This is a genomic window from Providencia lanzhouensis, from assembly GCF_050469745.1.
In the GTDB taxonomy this organism is placed as follows: domain Bacteria; phylum Pseudomonadota; class Gammaproteobacteria; order Enterobacterales; family Enterobacteriaceae; genus Providencia; species Providencia lanzhouensis.
This window is the reverse complement of the sequence record NZ_CP174123.1, coordinates 3,087,885-3,103,466: the sequence shown is the minus strand read 5'-3', so window position 1 is coordinate 3,103,466 and position 15,582 is coordinate 3,087,885. Positions and strand designations below refer to the sequence as shown.

Annotated in this window: 12 protein-coding genes; 9 read left to right on the top strand and 3 right to left on the bottom strand. The window is 43.2% G+C overall.

Features of this window, described 5'->3' with window-relative positions; genetic code table 11:
* Positions 1-93 precede the first annotated feature (93 nt).
* The 5 genes from htpG to ACIH2S_RS14680 all read left to right on the top strand — a co-directional run bounded on the left by htpG (position 94) and on the right by ACIH2S_RS14680 (position 6,565).
* Entirely contained in the window at positions 94-1,968 is a 1,875-nt protein-coding gene (gene htpG, locus ACIH2S_RS14700) for a molecular chaperone HtpG (RefSeq protein ID WP_430247644.1), read from the top strand.
* A gap of 192 nt (positions 1,969-2,160) precedes the next feature.
* The gene (gene adk / locus ACIH2S_RS14695) at positions 2,161-2,805 is read left to right on the top strand and encodes an adenylate kinase (RefSeq protein WP_036952549.1); all 645 of its coding nucleotides are present in this window, start codon (positions 2,161-2,163) and stop codon (positions 2,803-2,805) included.
* A gap of 124 nt (positions 2,806-2,929) precedes the next feature.
* On the top strand, positions 2,930-3,907 hold the full coding sequence (gene hemH / locus ACIH2S_RS14690) for a ferrochelatase (protein WP_430247642.1): 978 nt from the start codon (positions 2,930-2,932) through the stop codon (positions 3,905-3,907).
* Between the two features lie 108 nt (positions 3,908-4,015).
* The gene (wzz(fepE), locus tag ACIH2S_RS14685; RefSeq protein WP_108478327.1) at positions 4,016-5,143 is read left to right on the top strand and encodes an LPS O-antigen length regulator Wzz(fepE); all 1,128 of its coding nucleotides are present in this window, start codon (positions 4,016-4,018) and stop codon (positions 5,141-5,143) included.
* Positions 5,144-5,251: 108 nt separating this feature from the next.
* On the top strand, positions 5,252-6,565 hold the full coding sequence (locus ACIH2S_RS14680) for an inosine/guanosine kinase (protein WP_036952541.1): 1,314 nt from the start codon (positions 5,252-5,254) through the stop codon (positions 6,563-6,565).
* Between the two features lie 73 nt (positions 6,566-6,638).
* Here ACIH2S_RS14680 and eutH read toward each other — a convergent pair whose 3' ends face one another.
* Together eutH and ACIH2S_RS14670 are read right to left on the bottom strand one after the other, a co-directional pair.
* Positions 6,639-7,889, bottom strand: a complete 1,251-nt coding sequence (gene eutH / locus ACIH2S_RS14675) for an ethanolamine utilization protein EutH (RefSeq protein WP_430247640.1) — start codon at positions 7,887-7,889, stop codon at positions 6,639-6,641.
* 35 nt (positions 7,890-7,924) lie between these two features.
* Positions 7,925-9,364: an FGGY family carbohydrate kinase gene (locus tag ACIH2S_RS14670; RefSeq protein WP_036952535.1), complete on the bottom strand. Its 1,440-nt coding sequence runs from the start codon at positions 9,362-9,364 to the stop codon at positions 7,925-7,927.
* Positions 9,365-9,606: 242 nt separating this feature from the next.
* Here ACIH2S_RS14670 and ACIH2S_RS14665 point away from each other — a divergent pair, with 242 nt between their 5' ends.
* The 4 genes from ACIH2S_RS14665 to ACIH2S_RS14650 all read left to right on the top strand — a co-directional run bounded on the left by ACIH2S_RS14665 (position 9,607) and on the right by ACIH2S_RS14650 (position 13,513).
* Positions 9,607-11,007 carry an NAD(P)/FAD-dependent oxidoreductase gene (locus tag ACIH2S_RS14665; protein WP_349487961.1) on the top strand — a complete coding sequence of 467 codons (1,401 nt, stop codon included), beginning with the start codon at positions 9,607-9,609 and terminating at the stop codon, positions 11,005-11,007.
* Positions 11,004-12,233 carry an NAD(P)/FAD-dependent oxidoreductase gene (locus tag ACIH2S_RS14660; protein ID WP_108478326.1) on the top strand — a complete coding sequence of 410 codons (1,230 nt, stop codon included), beginning with the start codon at positions 11,004-11,006 and terminating at the stop codon, positions 12,231-12,233. The genes ACIH2S_RS14665 and ACIH2S_RS14660 overlap by 4 nt, the downstream gene beginning before the upstream one ends.
* A gap of 35 nt (positions 12,234-12,268) precedes the next feature.
* Positions 12,269-13,045, top strand: coding sequence for a DeoR/GlpR family DNA-binding transcription regulator (locus tag ACIH2S_RS14655; RefSeq protein WP_430247638.1), 777 nt, complete (start codon positions 12,269-12,271; stop codon positions 13,043-13,045).
* Positions 13,046-13,159: 114 nt separating this feature from the next.
* The gene (locus ACIH2S_RS14650) at positions 13,160-13,513 is read left to right on the top strand and encodes a DUF1937 family protein (protein ID WP_036952526.1); all 354 of its coding nucleotides are present in this window, start codon (positions 13,160-13,162) and stop codon (positions 13,511-13,513) included.
* Between the two features lie 74 nt (positions 13,514-13,587).
* Here ACIH2S_RS14650 and ybaL read toward each other — a convergent pair whose 3' ends face one another.
* A complete protein-coding gene (gene ybaL, locus ACIH2S_RS14645; RefSeq protein ID WP_036952523.1) occupies positions 13,588-15,336 on the bottom strand; it encodes a YbaL family putative K(+) efflux transporter in 1,749 nt (582 codons plus the stop codon).
* Positions 15,337-15,582 lie beyond the last annotated feature (246 nt).

Below are 15,582 nucleotides of genomic sequence, written 5' to 3'. Positions count from 1 at the left end.
TGGTTAGTGGTTGAATTCTATTTTTTTGTCCCCAAATTAGTTTCCATCGATAAGTCAAAACTAACTATTAGATTGATGATATAGAGGCGATTAATGAGTATGAAAGGACAAGAAACTCGTGGGTTTCAATCAGAAGTCAAACAACTGCTCCAGTTGATGATCCACTCTCTTTACTCAAACAAAGAAATTTTTCTGCGTGAGCTAATTTCCAACGCATCCGATGCGGCGGATAAACTGCGTTTTCGTGCATTATCTAAGCCTGAACTGTATGAAAATGATGGCGAACTGCGTGTGCGTATTAGCGCAGACAAAGACAAAGGTACTCTCACTATCAGTGACAACGGCATCGGTATGAGCCGTGAAGAAGTGATTGAAAACTTAGGAACCATCGCTAAATCAGGCACTAAATCATTTTTAGAATCATTAGGCAGCGACCAAGTTAAAGATAGCCAAATGATCGGTCAGTTTGGTGTGGGTTTCTATTCTGCGTTTATTGTCGCGGATAAAGTCACCGTTCGTAGCCGCGCCGCAGGTGCTGAAGCGAGCGAAGGGGTATTCTGGGAATCTGCTGGCGAAGGTGAATACACTATCGCAGATATCGAAAAAGCCGATCGCGGAACCGAAATCACCTTACATCTACGTGATGACGAAAAAGAGTTTTTAGATAACTGGCGCTTACGTTCTGTTATCAGCAAGTATTCTGACCATATTGCACTGCCCGTTGAAATCGAAGAGAAAAACGAAGAAGACGGCACGGTTACTTGGGAAAAAATTAACCAAGCAAAAGCGCTGTGGACTCGCAGTAAATCTGAAATTTCGGATGAAGAATATGTGGAATTCTACAAGCATATCTCCCACGACTACGCAGACCCACTAACTTGGGCGCATAACCGTGTGGAAGGGAAGCAAGAATATACCAGCCTGCTGTATATTCCATCTCAAGCGCCATTTGATATGTGGAACCGCGACCAGCGCCATGGTTTAAAACTGTATGTTCAACGCGTCTTTATTATGGATGATGCTGAGCAATTTATGCCTAATTACCTGCGTTTCGTTCGTGGGGTATTGGATTCTAACGATTTACCGTTGAACGTTTCCCGTGAAATTCTGCAAGACAGCGCTCTGACGCGTAACTTGCGCAGTGCACTGACAAAACGTGTTCTGCAAACACTGGAAAAACTGGCGAAAAACGATGCAGAGAAATACCAAACTTTCTGGCAGCAATTCGGTCTGGTCATGAAAGAAGGTCCTGCGGAAGATATGGGGAACGGTGAAGCGATTGCAAAACTGCTGCGCTTTGCGACCACCCATAACGACAGTAGCGTACAAAATGTTTCACTGGAAGACTACGTAAGCCGCATGGTGGAAGGTCAGGATAAGATTTACTTTATTACTGCCGATAGTTACGCCGCTGCGAAAAGCAGCCCGCATTTAGAGCTGTTCCGTAAGAAAGGCATCGAGGTTCTGCTGTTATCTGATCGCATTGACGAATGGATGATGAACTATCTCTCTGAGTTTGATGGTAAACAGTTCCAATCTGTGAGCAAAGCCGACGAGTCATTAGATAAGTTAGCGGATGAAAACAAAGCAGAGCAAGAAGAAGCAGAGAAGCAGTTAGAGCCGTTTGTTGAGCGCGTGAAAACCTTCTTGGGCGACCGTGTGAAAGAGGTGAAACTGACTCATCGCTTAACTGATACGCCAGCCATTGTGACCACCGATGCGGATGAAATGAGTACCCAAATGGCGAAATTATTCGCTGCTGCGGGTCAAGCGGCGCCGGAAGTTAAATATAACTTCGAGCTGAACCCGACCCATGCATTGGTGAAAAAAGCATCTGAAGTGGAAGATGAAAGCGTGTTTGCAGATTGGGTGGATGTTCTACTAGACCAAGCCCTACTGGCAGAGCGTGGTACGCTGGAAGATCCAAACTTATTCATCAAAAAAATCAACGAATTACTTTTAAAGTAGTCCATTAAGGTATTTTCGTTTTCGAACATAAACCACGTAAAAAAGCGATTTTTTGCGTGGTTTTTTTCTTTTGCGAAAAAAGATAAATGGGAAAACGTTTACGTGTCTTCTTGAGTCAGATGCCATGCTAATGGTATGGTAGAGCGTTTTCTTTTCAAATTATAAAAAACTAAATAGCAAGGGGTTTACGCAATGCGTATCATTCTGCTTGGCGCTCCAGGCGCTGGTAAGGGCACTCAAGCTCAATTTATTATGGAGAAGTTTGGGATCCCTCAGATTTCAACCGGCGACATGTTACGTGCCGCGGTAAAATCAGGGAGCGAATTAGGTTTACAAGCTAAAGAGCTGATGGATAACGGCAAATTAGTGACTGATGAACTGGTTATCGCATTAGTGAAAGAGCGCATCAAACAAGATGACTGTCGCAATGGCTTCTTGTTGGATGGGTTCCCGCGTACCATTCCTCAGGCGGATGCAATGAAAGAAGCAGGCATCAACGTTGATTACGTTTTAGAATTTGATGTTCCTGACGAAATCATTGTTGAGCGTATCATTGGTCGCCGTGTTCACGCACCTTCAGGTCGTGTTTACCACGTCACTTTCAACCCACCTAAAGTTGAAAACAAAGATGACGTAACTGGCGATGAATTAACTATCCGTAAAGACGACCAAGAAGACACGGTTCGTAAACGTTTAGTTGAATATCATGCACTGACTGCGCCATTAATCGCTTACTATCAAAATGAAGCGAAAGCGAGCAGCACTCAGTACTTCAAGTTAGACGGTACTCGTAAAGTGACTGAAGTGAGCGCAGAGTTAGCAAAAATTTTAGGCTAATTTTTAACGCATCATATAAAAAGGCAGCGTTAATCGCTGCCTTTCTTTTTGTGCCACAAGTTGGCAAAATTAGTTATTAAAATCTGTTATTGTTGGGAATAATTATCAATTAGGAGCTGTTCTAATGTTAGAAAAAAAATATGGAATTCTATTGGTAAATTTGGGAACGCCCGATGCCCCAACAACAACAGCCGTTAAACGCTATTTAGCTGAATTCTTAACTGACCCGCGTGTTATTGATGTTTCCCCATTGATTTGGAAGCCTATTTTATATGGTGCTATTTTGCCAATCCGCGCTTCCAAAGTGGCAAAACTTTATGGCTCAATTTGGATGGATGAAGGCTCGCCATTATTAGTTTATTCACAGCGTCAAAAAGAAAAATTATCTGCATTTTTTCCTAATACACCGATTGAGCTGGGAATGACTTACGGCTCGCCGTCAATAAAGAGTGCTATCGACAGCTTGATTGCGCAAGATGTGACGGAATTAGTGGTTTTACCGCTGTATCCACAATATTCCTGCACCACGACGGCTGCCGTCTATGAGGCTATCACTCGCGCTTTTAAACCTATGCGGACTATCCCGTCGGTGCAATTTATCCGTAGTTACGCCACTCATCCAGCGTATATTCAAGCCTTAGCGGAATCCATCGAAGCCAGTTTTGCTAAACACGGTGAACCAGATAGGTTGATCCTCTCTTTCCACGGTATCCCGCAGCGTTACTGCGACTCAGGGGATATTTATGATAAAGAGTGTGAGCAAACCACCGAATTATTAAAGCAAGCCCTGAAATTCCCAAGTGACCGAGTGTTAATTACTTACCAATCTCGATTTGGTCGTGAACCATGGTTAAGCCCATACACGGATCAGACGATGAAAAAGCTACCGTCAGAGGGGGTTAAGTCAGTGCAAGTGGTTTGCCCAGGGTTTTCGGTGGACTGTTTAGAAACATTAGAAGAAATTAGCGAGCAAAATAAAGAATTTTTCTTACATAATGGTGGTGAGCAATATCGTTATATTCCTGCACTGAATGACAGCGATATCAGCATTAATATGATTCAGTTAATTCTGAAAAATCACTTAGAAAGAGTGATTTTATAGCTAATTTCATAAAGAAGGTTAATGGTTATATCCAAAACTTAAATTTTGACTATAATTATGACCTCAATATTCAATGGTACAATTTAGAGTGCGTTGTTTGGAATTAACATGACTGAAAAAACTAATTTATCTCCAGAATTAAAAAAACAGCTAGAGCAAGATCCGCAATATAAATTGCAGCACAATGATGAAATAGATCTCATGGCGTTGATAGCGGTTCTGTTCAAGAATAAATTATTGATTATTATTGCAACAGTCATTGTTACCGCACTGAGTATTGGGGTTGTCAAAATGTTACCTCAGAAGTGGACGAGTGAAGCGATTATTATCCCGCCAACGTCTGAAGAGGTAAAAGAAGCTAATGAATTTTCAGCGCGCTTAAATGCATTAGGCATGGAAGTCGACTTAAGTTCTCAGCGTATTTACAACGAATTTATTGTTCAATACCGCTCTAAAGTTAACCAAGAAGCCTTCGTTAAAAGCACCGATTATTTTAAAACACTGCTTGATAAGCTTGAGAATAAAAATGATCCGCTTGAGGTTCAACGCTTAGTGAATCGCATTATTGCGGATTCGATTAAACTTAAATACAACGGTAAAGAAAAAGACAGTGATGATAGCGATATCGTTCTGTCATTTACCGCGCCAACAGCGGTTGAAGCGCAAGATTTAATGGATGGGTATATTCGTTATACAGCGAGTATTGTCCGTAAAAGAATGAAAACAGAAGTGGATAATGCAATTTCACGCCAACTGATTTATAGCGTTGAAGCATTAAAACAAGATACCAACAAAATCCAGATTTCTTATGACGTTAAAATTGAGCGTTTAAAACGCGCTATTACTATCGCGAAAGCCGCTGGAATTACGCGTCCTATCGCAAGAGATTCAGTGGCCATTAATGATGACCCTGATTATCCAATTGCATTAGGTTCAGAAGCGTTAGAAGAAAAATTGGGGATTGAGTTAAAGAACCGCGACTTAGCGCTGATCAGTGAAAAACTGCAAAATGCAAAAGTCTATATTGAAAACTTAAACTCACTCACAACTAAAGAATTAGATTTTGAGCCTATCAGATTTATTCTGACTCCAGATTTACCGATTACTAAAGATTCCCCTAAATCGATGCTTATCGTGGCATTAGGCGCTATTCTTGGCTTTATTATGAGCTGTGCGTTTGTACTAGGTCGTGACCTGTACCGTAACTATAATCAGCAAAATACTCGCCGTAAGTAATCACTCTAAAGCATTATAAATACCTAACCGGCACCTTTTTATCGAAGGGTGCTGGTTTTGTTTTATCGTGTTAGAATACGGAAATGTTCCTTTTTTAATGTTCCCAATATGAAATTCCCCGGTCAACGCAAATCTAAACATTACTTTCCCGTCTCCCTCAGAGATCCTCTTTTACAACCGATGAAAGAGATGCTCTCTGATGATGAAAACTGCAAATCGTATATTGTGGGTATCGACCAAACACTCGTCGATATCGAAGCCAAAATTGATGATGAATTTATTGAACGTTATCAATTAAGTAAAGGTCACTCTTTAGTCATCGAAGATGATGCGGCTGAAGCGCTCTACAAAGAGCTCACCGATAAGAAACTGATCACCCATGAATTTGCAGGCGGTACGATAGGAAATACGCTTCACAATTACTCTGTCTTAGCCGATGACCGCTCCGTCTTATTGGGCACGATGTGCAACAATATTCAGATTGGTAGTTATGCTTATCGCTACCTCTGCCATACTTCAAGCCGTATGGATCTAAACTACCTACAAGGGGTAGATGGTCCTATTGGGCGCTGTTTTACGCTCGTCACTGATAACGGTGAACGTACGTTTGCAATTAGCCCTGGACATATGAACCGCTTGCACCCTGATAGCATACCTGAAGAGATTATTGCAGGCGCATCAGCGTTGGTATTAACGGCTTATTTAGTGCGTTGTAAGCCGGGGGAAACGATGCCGGATGCGACGATGCAAGCTATCCATTATGCGAAAAAACATAATGTTCCCGTGGTACTGACATTGGGAACCAAGTTTGTTATCGCTCAAGATCCGCAATTCTGGCGTGATTTCCTTAAAGATCATGTATCAGTAGTCGCCATGAACGAAGATGAAGCCTTGGAATTAACTGGCTTTAGCGATCCCCTATTGGCATCTAATATGGCGCTGGATTGGGTTGACCTTGTTCTGTGTACAGCAGGACCTTCAGGGCTGTATATGGCAGGCTTTACGGAAGAAGAATATAAACGTAAAACTCAGCACCCATTACTGCCGGGAGCAATTGCTGAATTTAACCTGTATGAATTTAGCCGCGCGATGCGCATGCAAGATTGTAAACAACCTCGTCGTATCTTCTCCCATATTGAGCCGTATATGGGCGGTCCCGAAAAAATCATGAATACCAATGGTGCGGGTGATGGTGCATTATCTGCGTTACTGCATGATATTACGGCGAATTCATATCACCGTTCAAATGTACCTAATTCCAGTAAGCACGAGCGTCAATATCTCACTTATTCCTCACTGGCACAGGTGTGTAAGTATGCGAACCGTGTAAGTTATCAAGTGCTTTCTCAGCATTCACCGCGCTTAACTCGCGGGCTACCAGAAAAAGAAGATAGCTTAGAAGAGTCCTATTGGGATCGCTAACTTGGAATAAGTAATGCTGAAATAAAAAAACACCTCGAATGAGGTGTTTTTGTTTTTATCATGATGCTAACTATTACGCTTCTTTGGCGATCCCCGCAGGGTGCTCAGCTTTAACCGCCTCAACCGCTTTCTCATCTTCTTGTTCATAGCGCATCGCTTGTGGAACAGAGATTTTAATCGCAATAAATACCGCTAAGAAACCGCCCACTAATTTACCTAACAGAATTGGTAGCACCAATGTGGGTTGGAAGTTTGCGGTAAAGGCTAAGTGGTCGCCAATCGTCGCTTGAGCACAGACCCCAAAGGCTACGCACAACACTTTATCCCTTGCACGCATTTCTTTGAATAAGTGGTAAGTTGCAATGATATTTGCCATCACCATGATGAAACCCAGAGAACCTGTATCGCTCAGTTTTAATCGGCGGCTGAGTGCGCTGACTAGTGGCTTGCAGTAACGTTGGAACAGGTAACAGATAGGGAATGTACCTGCGAGCATGATCCCGATATAACCTGCAATCTCGATCGCACGGAATAACTCATTTTGATCGGCAAATAGTGGATCGAATCCCCAAGCCCCAAAGACTTTACTAAATACGCCGGTAAAATGTTCCACAATGGAGAAGGCTAATACTAATTTCACGAATGCATCCATGATCTTACCGAAGATCAGAAAGCCCGTAACCATTAGCATTGGACGATATTTTAATCCCGCAGCCAGCAAGAAACATAAAACGAATAGCGGCATTAAATATTGCAGCATCGTCAAGAAATCAAGAGTGAGTTGATGAGTCGCTGGGGAGTTCGTCGAAATAATATCGCGAACAGGGATATTATTCAGTGTGATCAACAGCAATGAAGCCAATACCCCGAATGGGATTGAGATCAATCCTGCCATTGCCCCTAAGGCTAAATATTTGTGATCTTTACGATTTAACATCGTTAAACCAACGGGGATCAGATACACAATGGTTGCCCCAGATGTATAACCGATCAACATCGCAGTGATCCACATATCGCGATTCGTCGTTAAGGCGTCTGCTAACTGATATCCGCCCATATCTACCGCGATAATGGATAGTGCTGCGATAGAAACATCAGAGCCAACAGAGCTAAATACTGGTCCTAAGATGTAAGATATCAATTGTGAAAGTAGCGGAACGGCAGCCATGATCCCTGCTTGAGCGAGAAACACGGGACCAATAGAAAAAATACCGTTTACAAACTCTTTTCCGAGGTCGCTGGCAGGTCTGACAATCGATGCAACAGCGCCAATCACGGCGCCGCACATGATTAAGTAGATAATATAGTTTCCGAATTCGGCCATAGTAGGGTTTCCTTTCTTTTTTATTGTTGGAAGAATTAATTTCTTAGCTGGCGAGAACGGGCAATAATGTCGCGATACTGTTCCATTACGCCTTGCATGTTGGTGCCGTCTGGGCGCGTGACACTGGTGTTGCGTCGTATCGCCATTTCATGGCTTATTCCCAAACCTTTACGAGCAAGCAAGGCAGCCCCGAGTGCTGTGACTTCACGATTTGCTGGTGCTTCAATATTTTTTTGTAATAAATTGGCTAAAAACTGCTTAAAGTACTGATTTGACGATAACCCTCCATCGACTGAAATGGACTGACCTAATGGAGAGATTTTCTCCATTGCGAAAATAACTTCGGCGGAGCGGGCGGCTATTCCTTCTAAGACCGATTGCATCATATCTTTCTTATCGGTATCTAATGAGAGTCCCGCCCATAAGCCGGCAGCGCTGCGATCCCAATAAGGACAGCCTAAACCTGAGAGTGCAGGTACAAACGCTAAACCACGTTTAATCGCGGGTTCATCACGAAAATCTGAAAGTTCATCAAAATCCTCAAATAGGCCGATTTTACGTGCCCAGTTGATTGCTGAGGCAGCGTTATACACGCCACCATCTAAGCCGAAAACAGGGGCTTCACCCGGGAATTTCCAGCAAAGTGTGGGTAACAACCCGCTTTGATGAGTTTGTGGGATATCGCTCCCCGTCAAGGCTTGCAAGAAAGCGCCAGTACCAAAGGTAATTTTGGCATCCCCTTTTTGGCGGCAACCATGACCAAATGTTCCCGCAAATTGGTCGACAATAATGGCGGTGACTGGCGTGAGATGTCCGTCGAGATTGACGGCGCCAAAGTCACCGATATTGTCGCGCAGCGGCGGCAAGCAGTGGATCGGCACCCCAAAAATCTCACACAGCTGTGGATCCCACTCGAGGGTATGAATGTTGAGTAAAGAGGTACGTGATGCGGAGTTATAATCCGTCACAAAAACATCGCATAAACGGTCAAGGAAAAATGCATCCATAGTGCCTATGCGTAGGCGGTTTTTATCCGCAAGAGATTTGGCACCCACCACATTCTCCAGAATCCATCCCATTTTACTGGCTGAGAAATAAGGATCTAAGGGCAGTCCCGATTTAGATTGGACAAGCGGCTCAAGCCCCGCATCTTTAAGTTGCTGGATGGTTTTTTCAGTACGCAGATCTTGCCAAACAATCGCGTTATAAAGGGGGCGCTTGGTCTGAGCATCCCACGCAACAATACTTTCGCCTTGATGACAAATACCAATAGCATCAACAACTTCACAACTATTCAGACACTTGATGATGTTCGTTAGGATCTCTTCAGGATCGTGCTCAACCCAACCACTGTTTAAGGTGATTTGCTTGTGTGGAATACTCATCGGGGAATGGTAATGGCCGCCTTCTTCAAAGACGACGACCCGGGTTCCCGTTGTTCCCTGATCGATAGCGGCATAACGTTGATTGAGCATCGCTGAATTTCCCAGTGTTATAAATGTTGTAAATAGGTTTGTTTTTTTGCTTACTATCGTTTAATCGGAAATAAAATCCACAAAAAACTCACAATAACTTCTGTGAATGTGAGAACTGTCACAATAAGATAACAATGTGGGAAGTTTTTGGAGTGTTATTGTGATTTGTGTTGTTTTATATGTTGAGGTTGTGGGGATTATGTGGTTTTATGTGTCCAAGTTTTATATTAAGGATTTCAGCCATGAATGCTAATAATAAAAAAATGTGGGATGTCATTGTCATCGGTGGGGGTGTCATTGGCTGTGCAGTGACCCGAAAATTCACATTGATGGGCGCTAAAACACTGCTGTTAGAGCGTGGTGGCGATATTTTATCAGGAGCAAGTAAAGCAAATAGCGCGTTGTTACATACCGGTTTTGATGCCACACCAGGGACATTAGAATTGGAATGCATGCAAGATGGGTATCAGGAATTCATTGATATTAGAGAAAAAATGAATTTACCGTTACTCAAAACAGGCGCGTTAGTCGTGGCTTGGAACGAAGAGCAGCTCAATAAGCTGCCGGGTATTGTAGAGCAAGCACACACTAACAACGTCATGGATGTGGGAATAATAGATAAAGAAGAGCTTTATCGTCGAGAACCTCATTTAGCGGAGGGTGCGCTGGCAGCGGTTGAAGTTCCGGGTGAATCGGTGATTGATCCATGGAGCACGCCACTGGCGTATTTAACTCAAGCCGTAAAACACGGTGCAGAGTACCAATTTCATTGTGAAGTGACTGAGGGTGAGCTAAATGCGGGAATTTGGACATTATCCACATCAAAAGGTGAATTTTCTGCCCGATTAGTGATTAACTGTGCCGGGATTAATGGGGATATCGTGGAATCTATCTGCCACCCATCACCATTTGAGATTAAACCGCGTAAAGGTCAATTTTTGGTATACGACAAAGCAGCAGCGGCAGATATCAATGCGATCATTTTGCCAGTACCCACCGCGATTACGAAAGGTGTTCTGCTATCGAAAACCATTTTCGGTAACTTATTGTTAGGCCCGACAGCGGAAGAACAACAAGACCGCTGGAAAGCGGAAGTGAAGCAAGAAGTCTTGCAAGATTTAATCGACCAAGGTTCTCGCATGTTGCCATCACTGCATAATTACAGTGTGACGGCCACCTATGCTGGATTACGCCCAGCCACGGAAGAAAAATATTATCGAATTAATGATTACCCCGAAAAGCAGTGGATATGTGCTGGGGGAATTCGCTCAACGGGCTTAACGGCAGCGTTGGGGGTCGCCAATCACTTAGGGAAACTTTACCAAGAGAATTTTGACGCATTATTTGAGCTATCACCGCCAACTGAATTAATTTGGCCTAAGATGCCGATGCTCTCTGAATATGATGAACGTGATTACCAATGTAAAAATAATGGCGGCATTGTGTGCCATTGTGAATTAGTGACTCAACGAGAAATTGAAGCCGCGTTTGATTCTGACATTCCACCAGAATGTTTAGGCGCACTTCGTCGCCGAACTCGCGTCATGATGGGGCGTTGTAACGGTTTTTATTGTAGTAGTCAGGTCGCTGAAATTATTAACGGTCGCTTTGACAATACCTTATCGGTGGAGGCAGTGAAATGAGCTTAAATTACGATGTGATCATTATTGGCTCAGGGCCGGCGGGTATCGCGGCAGCACAAACATTACGTCGCCGTGGTATTCATAATATTGCGATTTTAGAGCGTGAAGCCCATGCAGGTGGTGTTCCTCGTCATTGCCAACATCCCACTTTCGGTTTGTTAGTGTTTAAACGCCCAATGAAAGGCAACCAGTTTGCGGAAAAAATTGTTAATAATTTAGGGGATACACCAATACTAACGCGTTGTACTGTGACGCAATTACAACCTAATGGCACTTTAACAGTCACAACTCCTGATGGCGTGGTTGAGATGCGCGGTAAACGCATTTTGATTGCAACAGGCGTTCGCGAAACACCACGTCACCCACGCTTAGTTTCTGGCTTGCGTCCTCAAGGTATTTTAACTGCGGGTGCGCTACAGCAATTTGTCTATTTAAAAGGGCAAAAACCGTGTTTGAACCCAGTGATCGTTGGCAGTGAGTTAGTCAGTTTCTCTGCATTATGGACATTAAAAAATGCGGGCGTAAAAGCGAAAGCCATGATTGAAAGTGGCGAACGAATTCTGGCATTCAAACCAGCTTCATTGTTTGCTAAAGCCATGGGAACCCCGGTGTATGTGAATAGCAAAATCACGGAAATTGGCGGCTTAGAAAGAGTCGAATATGTGATGGTGGAAACCGCAGGGCAAATACGCAAAATTGAGTGCGACTCTGTGATTTTTACCGGGGGCTTTGTGGGTGAAAATACGTTAATTCGTAAAAGCCACTTGAGTTTTGAGGCTAGTACAGGCAAACCCGTCACTGACCAACGTAGCCGCTGTTCTGATGTCTGCTATTACGCGGCGGGTAACATGCTGCACCCTGCGGATATGGGGGATCAGTGCTACCAAGAAGGTGAGATCACCGGCGGATATATTGCAGATGATTTATTAGCCAATCACCATCAAACGGATGTACAGCAAGGGAATAGATTGCCGATTCGATTTGCTGAGCCAATTCGTTTTACAGTACCTGCATGTATCAATATGTCCGAAAATACGGCGAAAAATGCGGATTTCAACATTCAAGTCAACACGGCGATAACGGGAACAATCCGTGTGATGGCAGGTAATACCGTGCTATATGAAAAGCGTCGTCGCTGCTTACCGACTCGTCGTATTTTGCTGAAAAATATCGATTTAACAAAAATCCAAGCGAGTGCTACTGAAATTACTGTCACTGTTGTATAGTGCTGGAAATGTTAAATGGTCAGAAGGATTAAACTATGTGTGAGGGACGCTCCTCAAAAGTACGACACCAAACCATCATTGAGATGTTATCGACTCAAGGTCAGGTGTATGTACAGGAGCTTGCAACGCATTTTAATGTGGCGCAAGAAACTATTCGCCGTGATCTGAGCAAGCTTGAAACTCAAAAATTATTAAAGAAAGTTCACGGTGGGGCTGTCAATGTTCAGTCCAAATTTGAGCGTAATTTTACAGAACGAGCGCAAGCGGCTGTTGATGAAAAGAAAGCGATAGCAGCAAAAGCGGCGGAGTTAATTAAGCCTGGAGACACACTGTTTATTGATTTTGGCACGACGACCTTCGAGTTTAGCCAACGCATTAAGTCGATTGATAATATAACGGTGATAACAAACTCACCGTTATTAGCTAGCACATTGCAGGAAAACCCTACCATCGAAACGATTTTGATTGGTGGGCAATTTAATGCGGCACAAAATGCCTGCTTAGGCGCAATCGCATTAAAGAATATTACGGAATTTTTCGCAGATTATGCGGTTATCGGCGCTGGCGCTTTTCATCCTCAGCATGGTGTGATGGATCAACACGTTGATGAGGCTGCCATTGCACAAAAAATGCAGGAAAACAGCGATAAGCTGATGGTGTTAGCTGATGGAACAAAAGCCCATAAGCATGCGATTAACTTTGTGGCTGGGTGGGATAATATTGATTATCTCATTACTACCACTAAAGACTTTAAATTAGCTGAAAATAAAAAACGCCCGAAAACCAAAATTATTATTGCAGATATTCTGTAAGCCATAAAAATCAAAGCATTACCCATTTAATTTATACCCTATGGAAAATAATTCATTTATTTTTCATAGGATTACTTTGTTCAAAATTCGTTAAATACGACACTAGGAATTAAAATGAAACTTTATTTTATTGCGTGCCCATATTCTGATCCTGATAGCAATGTTGTGGAAATGCGTTTTCAAGCTTGTACCCAATATGCAGCGGAATTAGCGCTTAAAGGAATTGCAACCTATAGCCAAATTACCATGACTCACCCGATCAATCAGTACTTAGCTTCGCAAGGGCAAAAAGTGGCATGGTCAGCGATTGATATGGAATTTTTAAAGCGTTGCGATGGTTTGATTGTTCTGACGCTGGCGGGATGGGAAAAAAGTGGCGGTGTTGCCGCAGAAATTCAATTCTTCAAAGATAAAGGTTTACCTGTGTGGACTGACAGTGAATTTGCTGAACAAATGCTGAATTCATAATAAAAAAAGCCGTAACGTTAATCAGTTACGGCTTTTTTGTTTTCAATTAAAAATGAACTTAATTGACACTGAACTTAGTGGCTCGGTTTTAGATACTCATCCAAATTTTTGCCATCTGGGTTGTGATTATCTTTATCCTTATCATCTGGGATAGCACAACCAAATTCAGCCACATCATTGCACATTAACGTGGTGATAGATTTTGCAATCTCATGTTCACCAATAATAATGTGGTCTGCACCGCGTTCTCTAATAAAGCTGACTTCATCATCATAGTGGGCGCGTACGACCACGGTGATATTCGGATTCAGCTCTTTGGCGGTAGCCACAATTTCACCTGCTTCATAACCGTTTGGAATGGTTAGTAACAGGGATTTTGCACATTCAATACGGGCAAGGCTTAGGATATCTTTACTGGCACCATTACCTAAGATGGCACTGAAACCATTTTCAGCCAGCTCTTCAAAGCGTGCACGGGTATCTTCAACCACAACCAGTGGGATTTCACGACGACGCAGTTTATCAGCCAGCATGCCACCAACGCGACCGTAACCAACTATCACTGCATGACCACAAATATCCACTGGGATCTGAGTCTCTTCTTCCAGTGTTTCTTCCAGAAGCTGCTCTTCGATGGTCTCGGTTTTTTCCAGATATTTATCCAACAGGCTGAATAACACTGGGTTTAGCATGATAGAGACAATCGCACCGGCTAATACCAAGTTTTGAGCGTCTTTATCCATTACCCCGAGTGCCAGACCCATTCCCGCCAAAATAAAGGCAAACTCACCAATTTGAGCCAAGCTGACAGAAATGGTTAATGCTGTACGGCGTGAGTGCCCAAACATGCGTACGAGCACCAGCGCGGCGGCAGATTTACCAATAATAATGATACCGAGAACAGCGATGATCCCTAACGGTTGCTCAATGAGAACCACTGGGTCGAATAACATCCCGACAGACACGAAGAACAGTACTGCAAACGCATCGCGTAGCGGTAAAGTGTCCTGAGCCGCACGATGGCTCAGCTCTGATTCATTCAGCACCATGCCTGCGAAGAATGCGCCTAATGCGAAGGAAGCGTCAAAAATCGCGACAGCAGCATAGGCGATACCTAATGCAAGCGCTAAAACCGCAAGCGTAAACAGTTCACGAGAACCTGTTGATGCTGTGCGAGATAAAATCCATGGGATAACTTTTCGCCCGATGACAATCATAATGACGATAAAGGCAACGACTTTACCTATTGTCCATCCAAGGCTCATGGCTAATTCGCCAAAACTGGCTTCATTACTATCCATGATCCCTGCGGCAGCAGGTAACAGTACTAAGGCGAGAACCATGGCTAAATCTTCAACGATTAACCAGCCAATAGCGATTTGCCCGCGTTGACTTTCAATGAGTTGCCGCTCTTCAAGTGCACGTAGTAATACAACGGTACTTGCTGTTGACAGACAGAGACCAAAGACAATTCCCGTAAATACGCCCCAACCGAATAACATCGATAAGCCAAGACCTAATAAAGTCGCGACGGCTATTTGAGCGATGGCGCCGGGGATGGCAATTGCTTTTACGGCTAATAAATCTTTCAATGAGAAATGTAGACCAACACCAAACATCAAAAGAATAACCCCGATTTCAGCGAGTTCAGGGGCTAGGGTGGTGTCTGCAACAAAACCGGGGGTAAAAGGACCCGCTAATACACCCGCGGCAAGATAACCGACAAGTGGCGAAATTTTTAAGCGCTGCGCGAGCATGCCTAATATATATGCAAGGGCGAGACCACCAACAATGGTTGTAATTAAGGGCGTTGAATGCTCCATTAAGTCTCCTCTGGTTTGTTTATGAATAAAAAGGTGGGTACATGCCTTTGGCTTTCAAAATGTTGATGACGTTAATCACCATTTTGAAATACAAATTGCGTGTTTATCTATTTTAGCGGTTTTGAAAACAAATTTCTTTAAAAAATTGCCTAGTTTCTAAAAAAAAATCGAGCTGATAGGGCTAAATCGTTACAAGCTTTTTATTTTAGTCGTTTTTATGGAAGTCTTTTGTGAAATAAAGGAAGG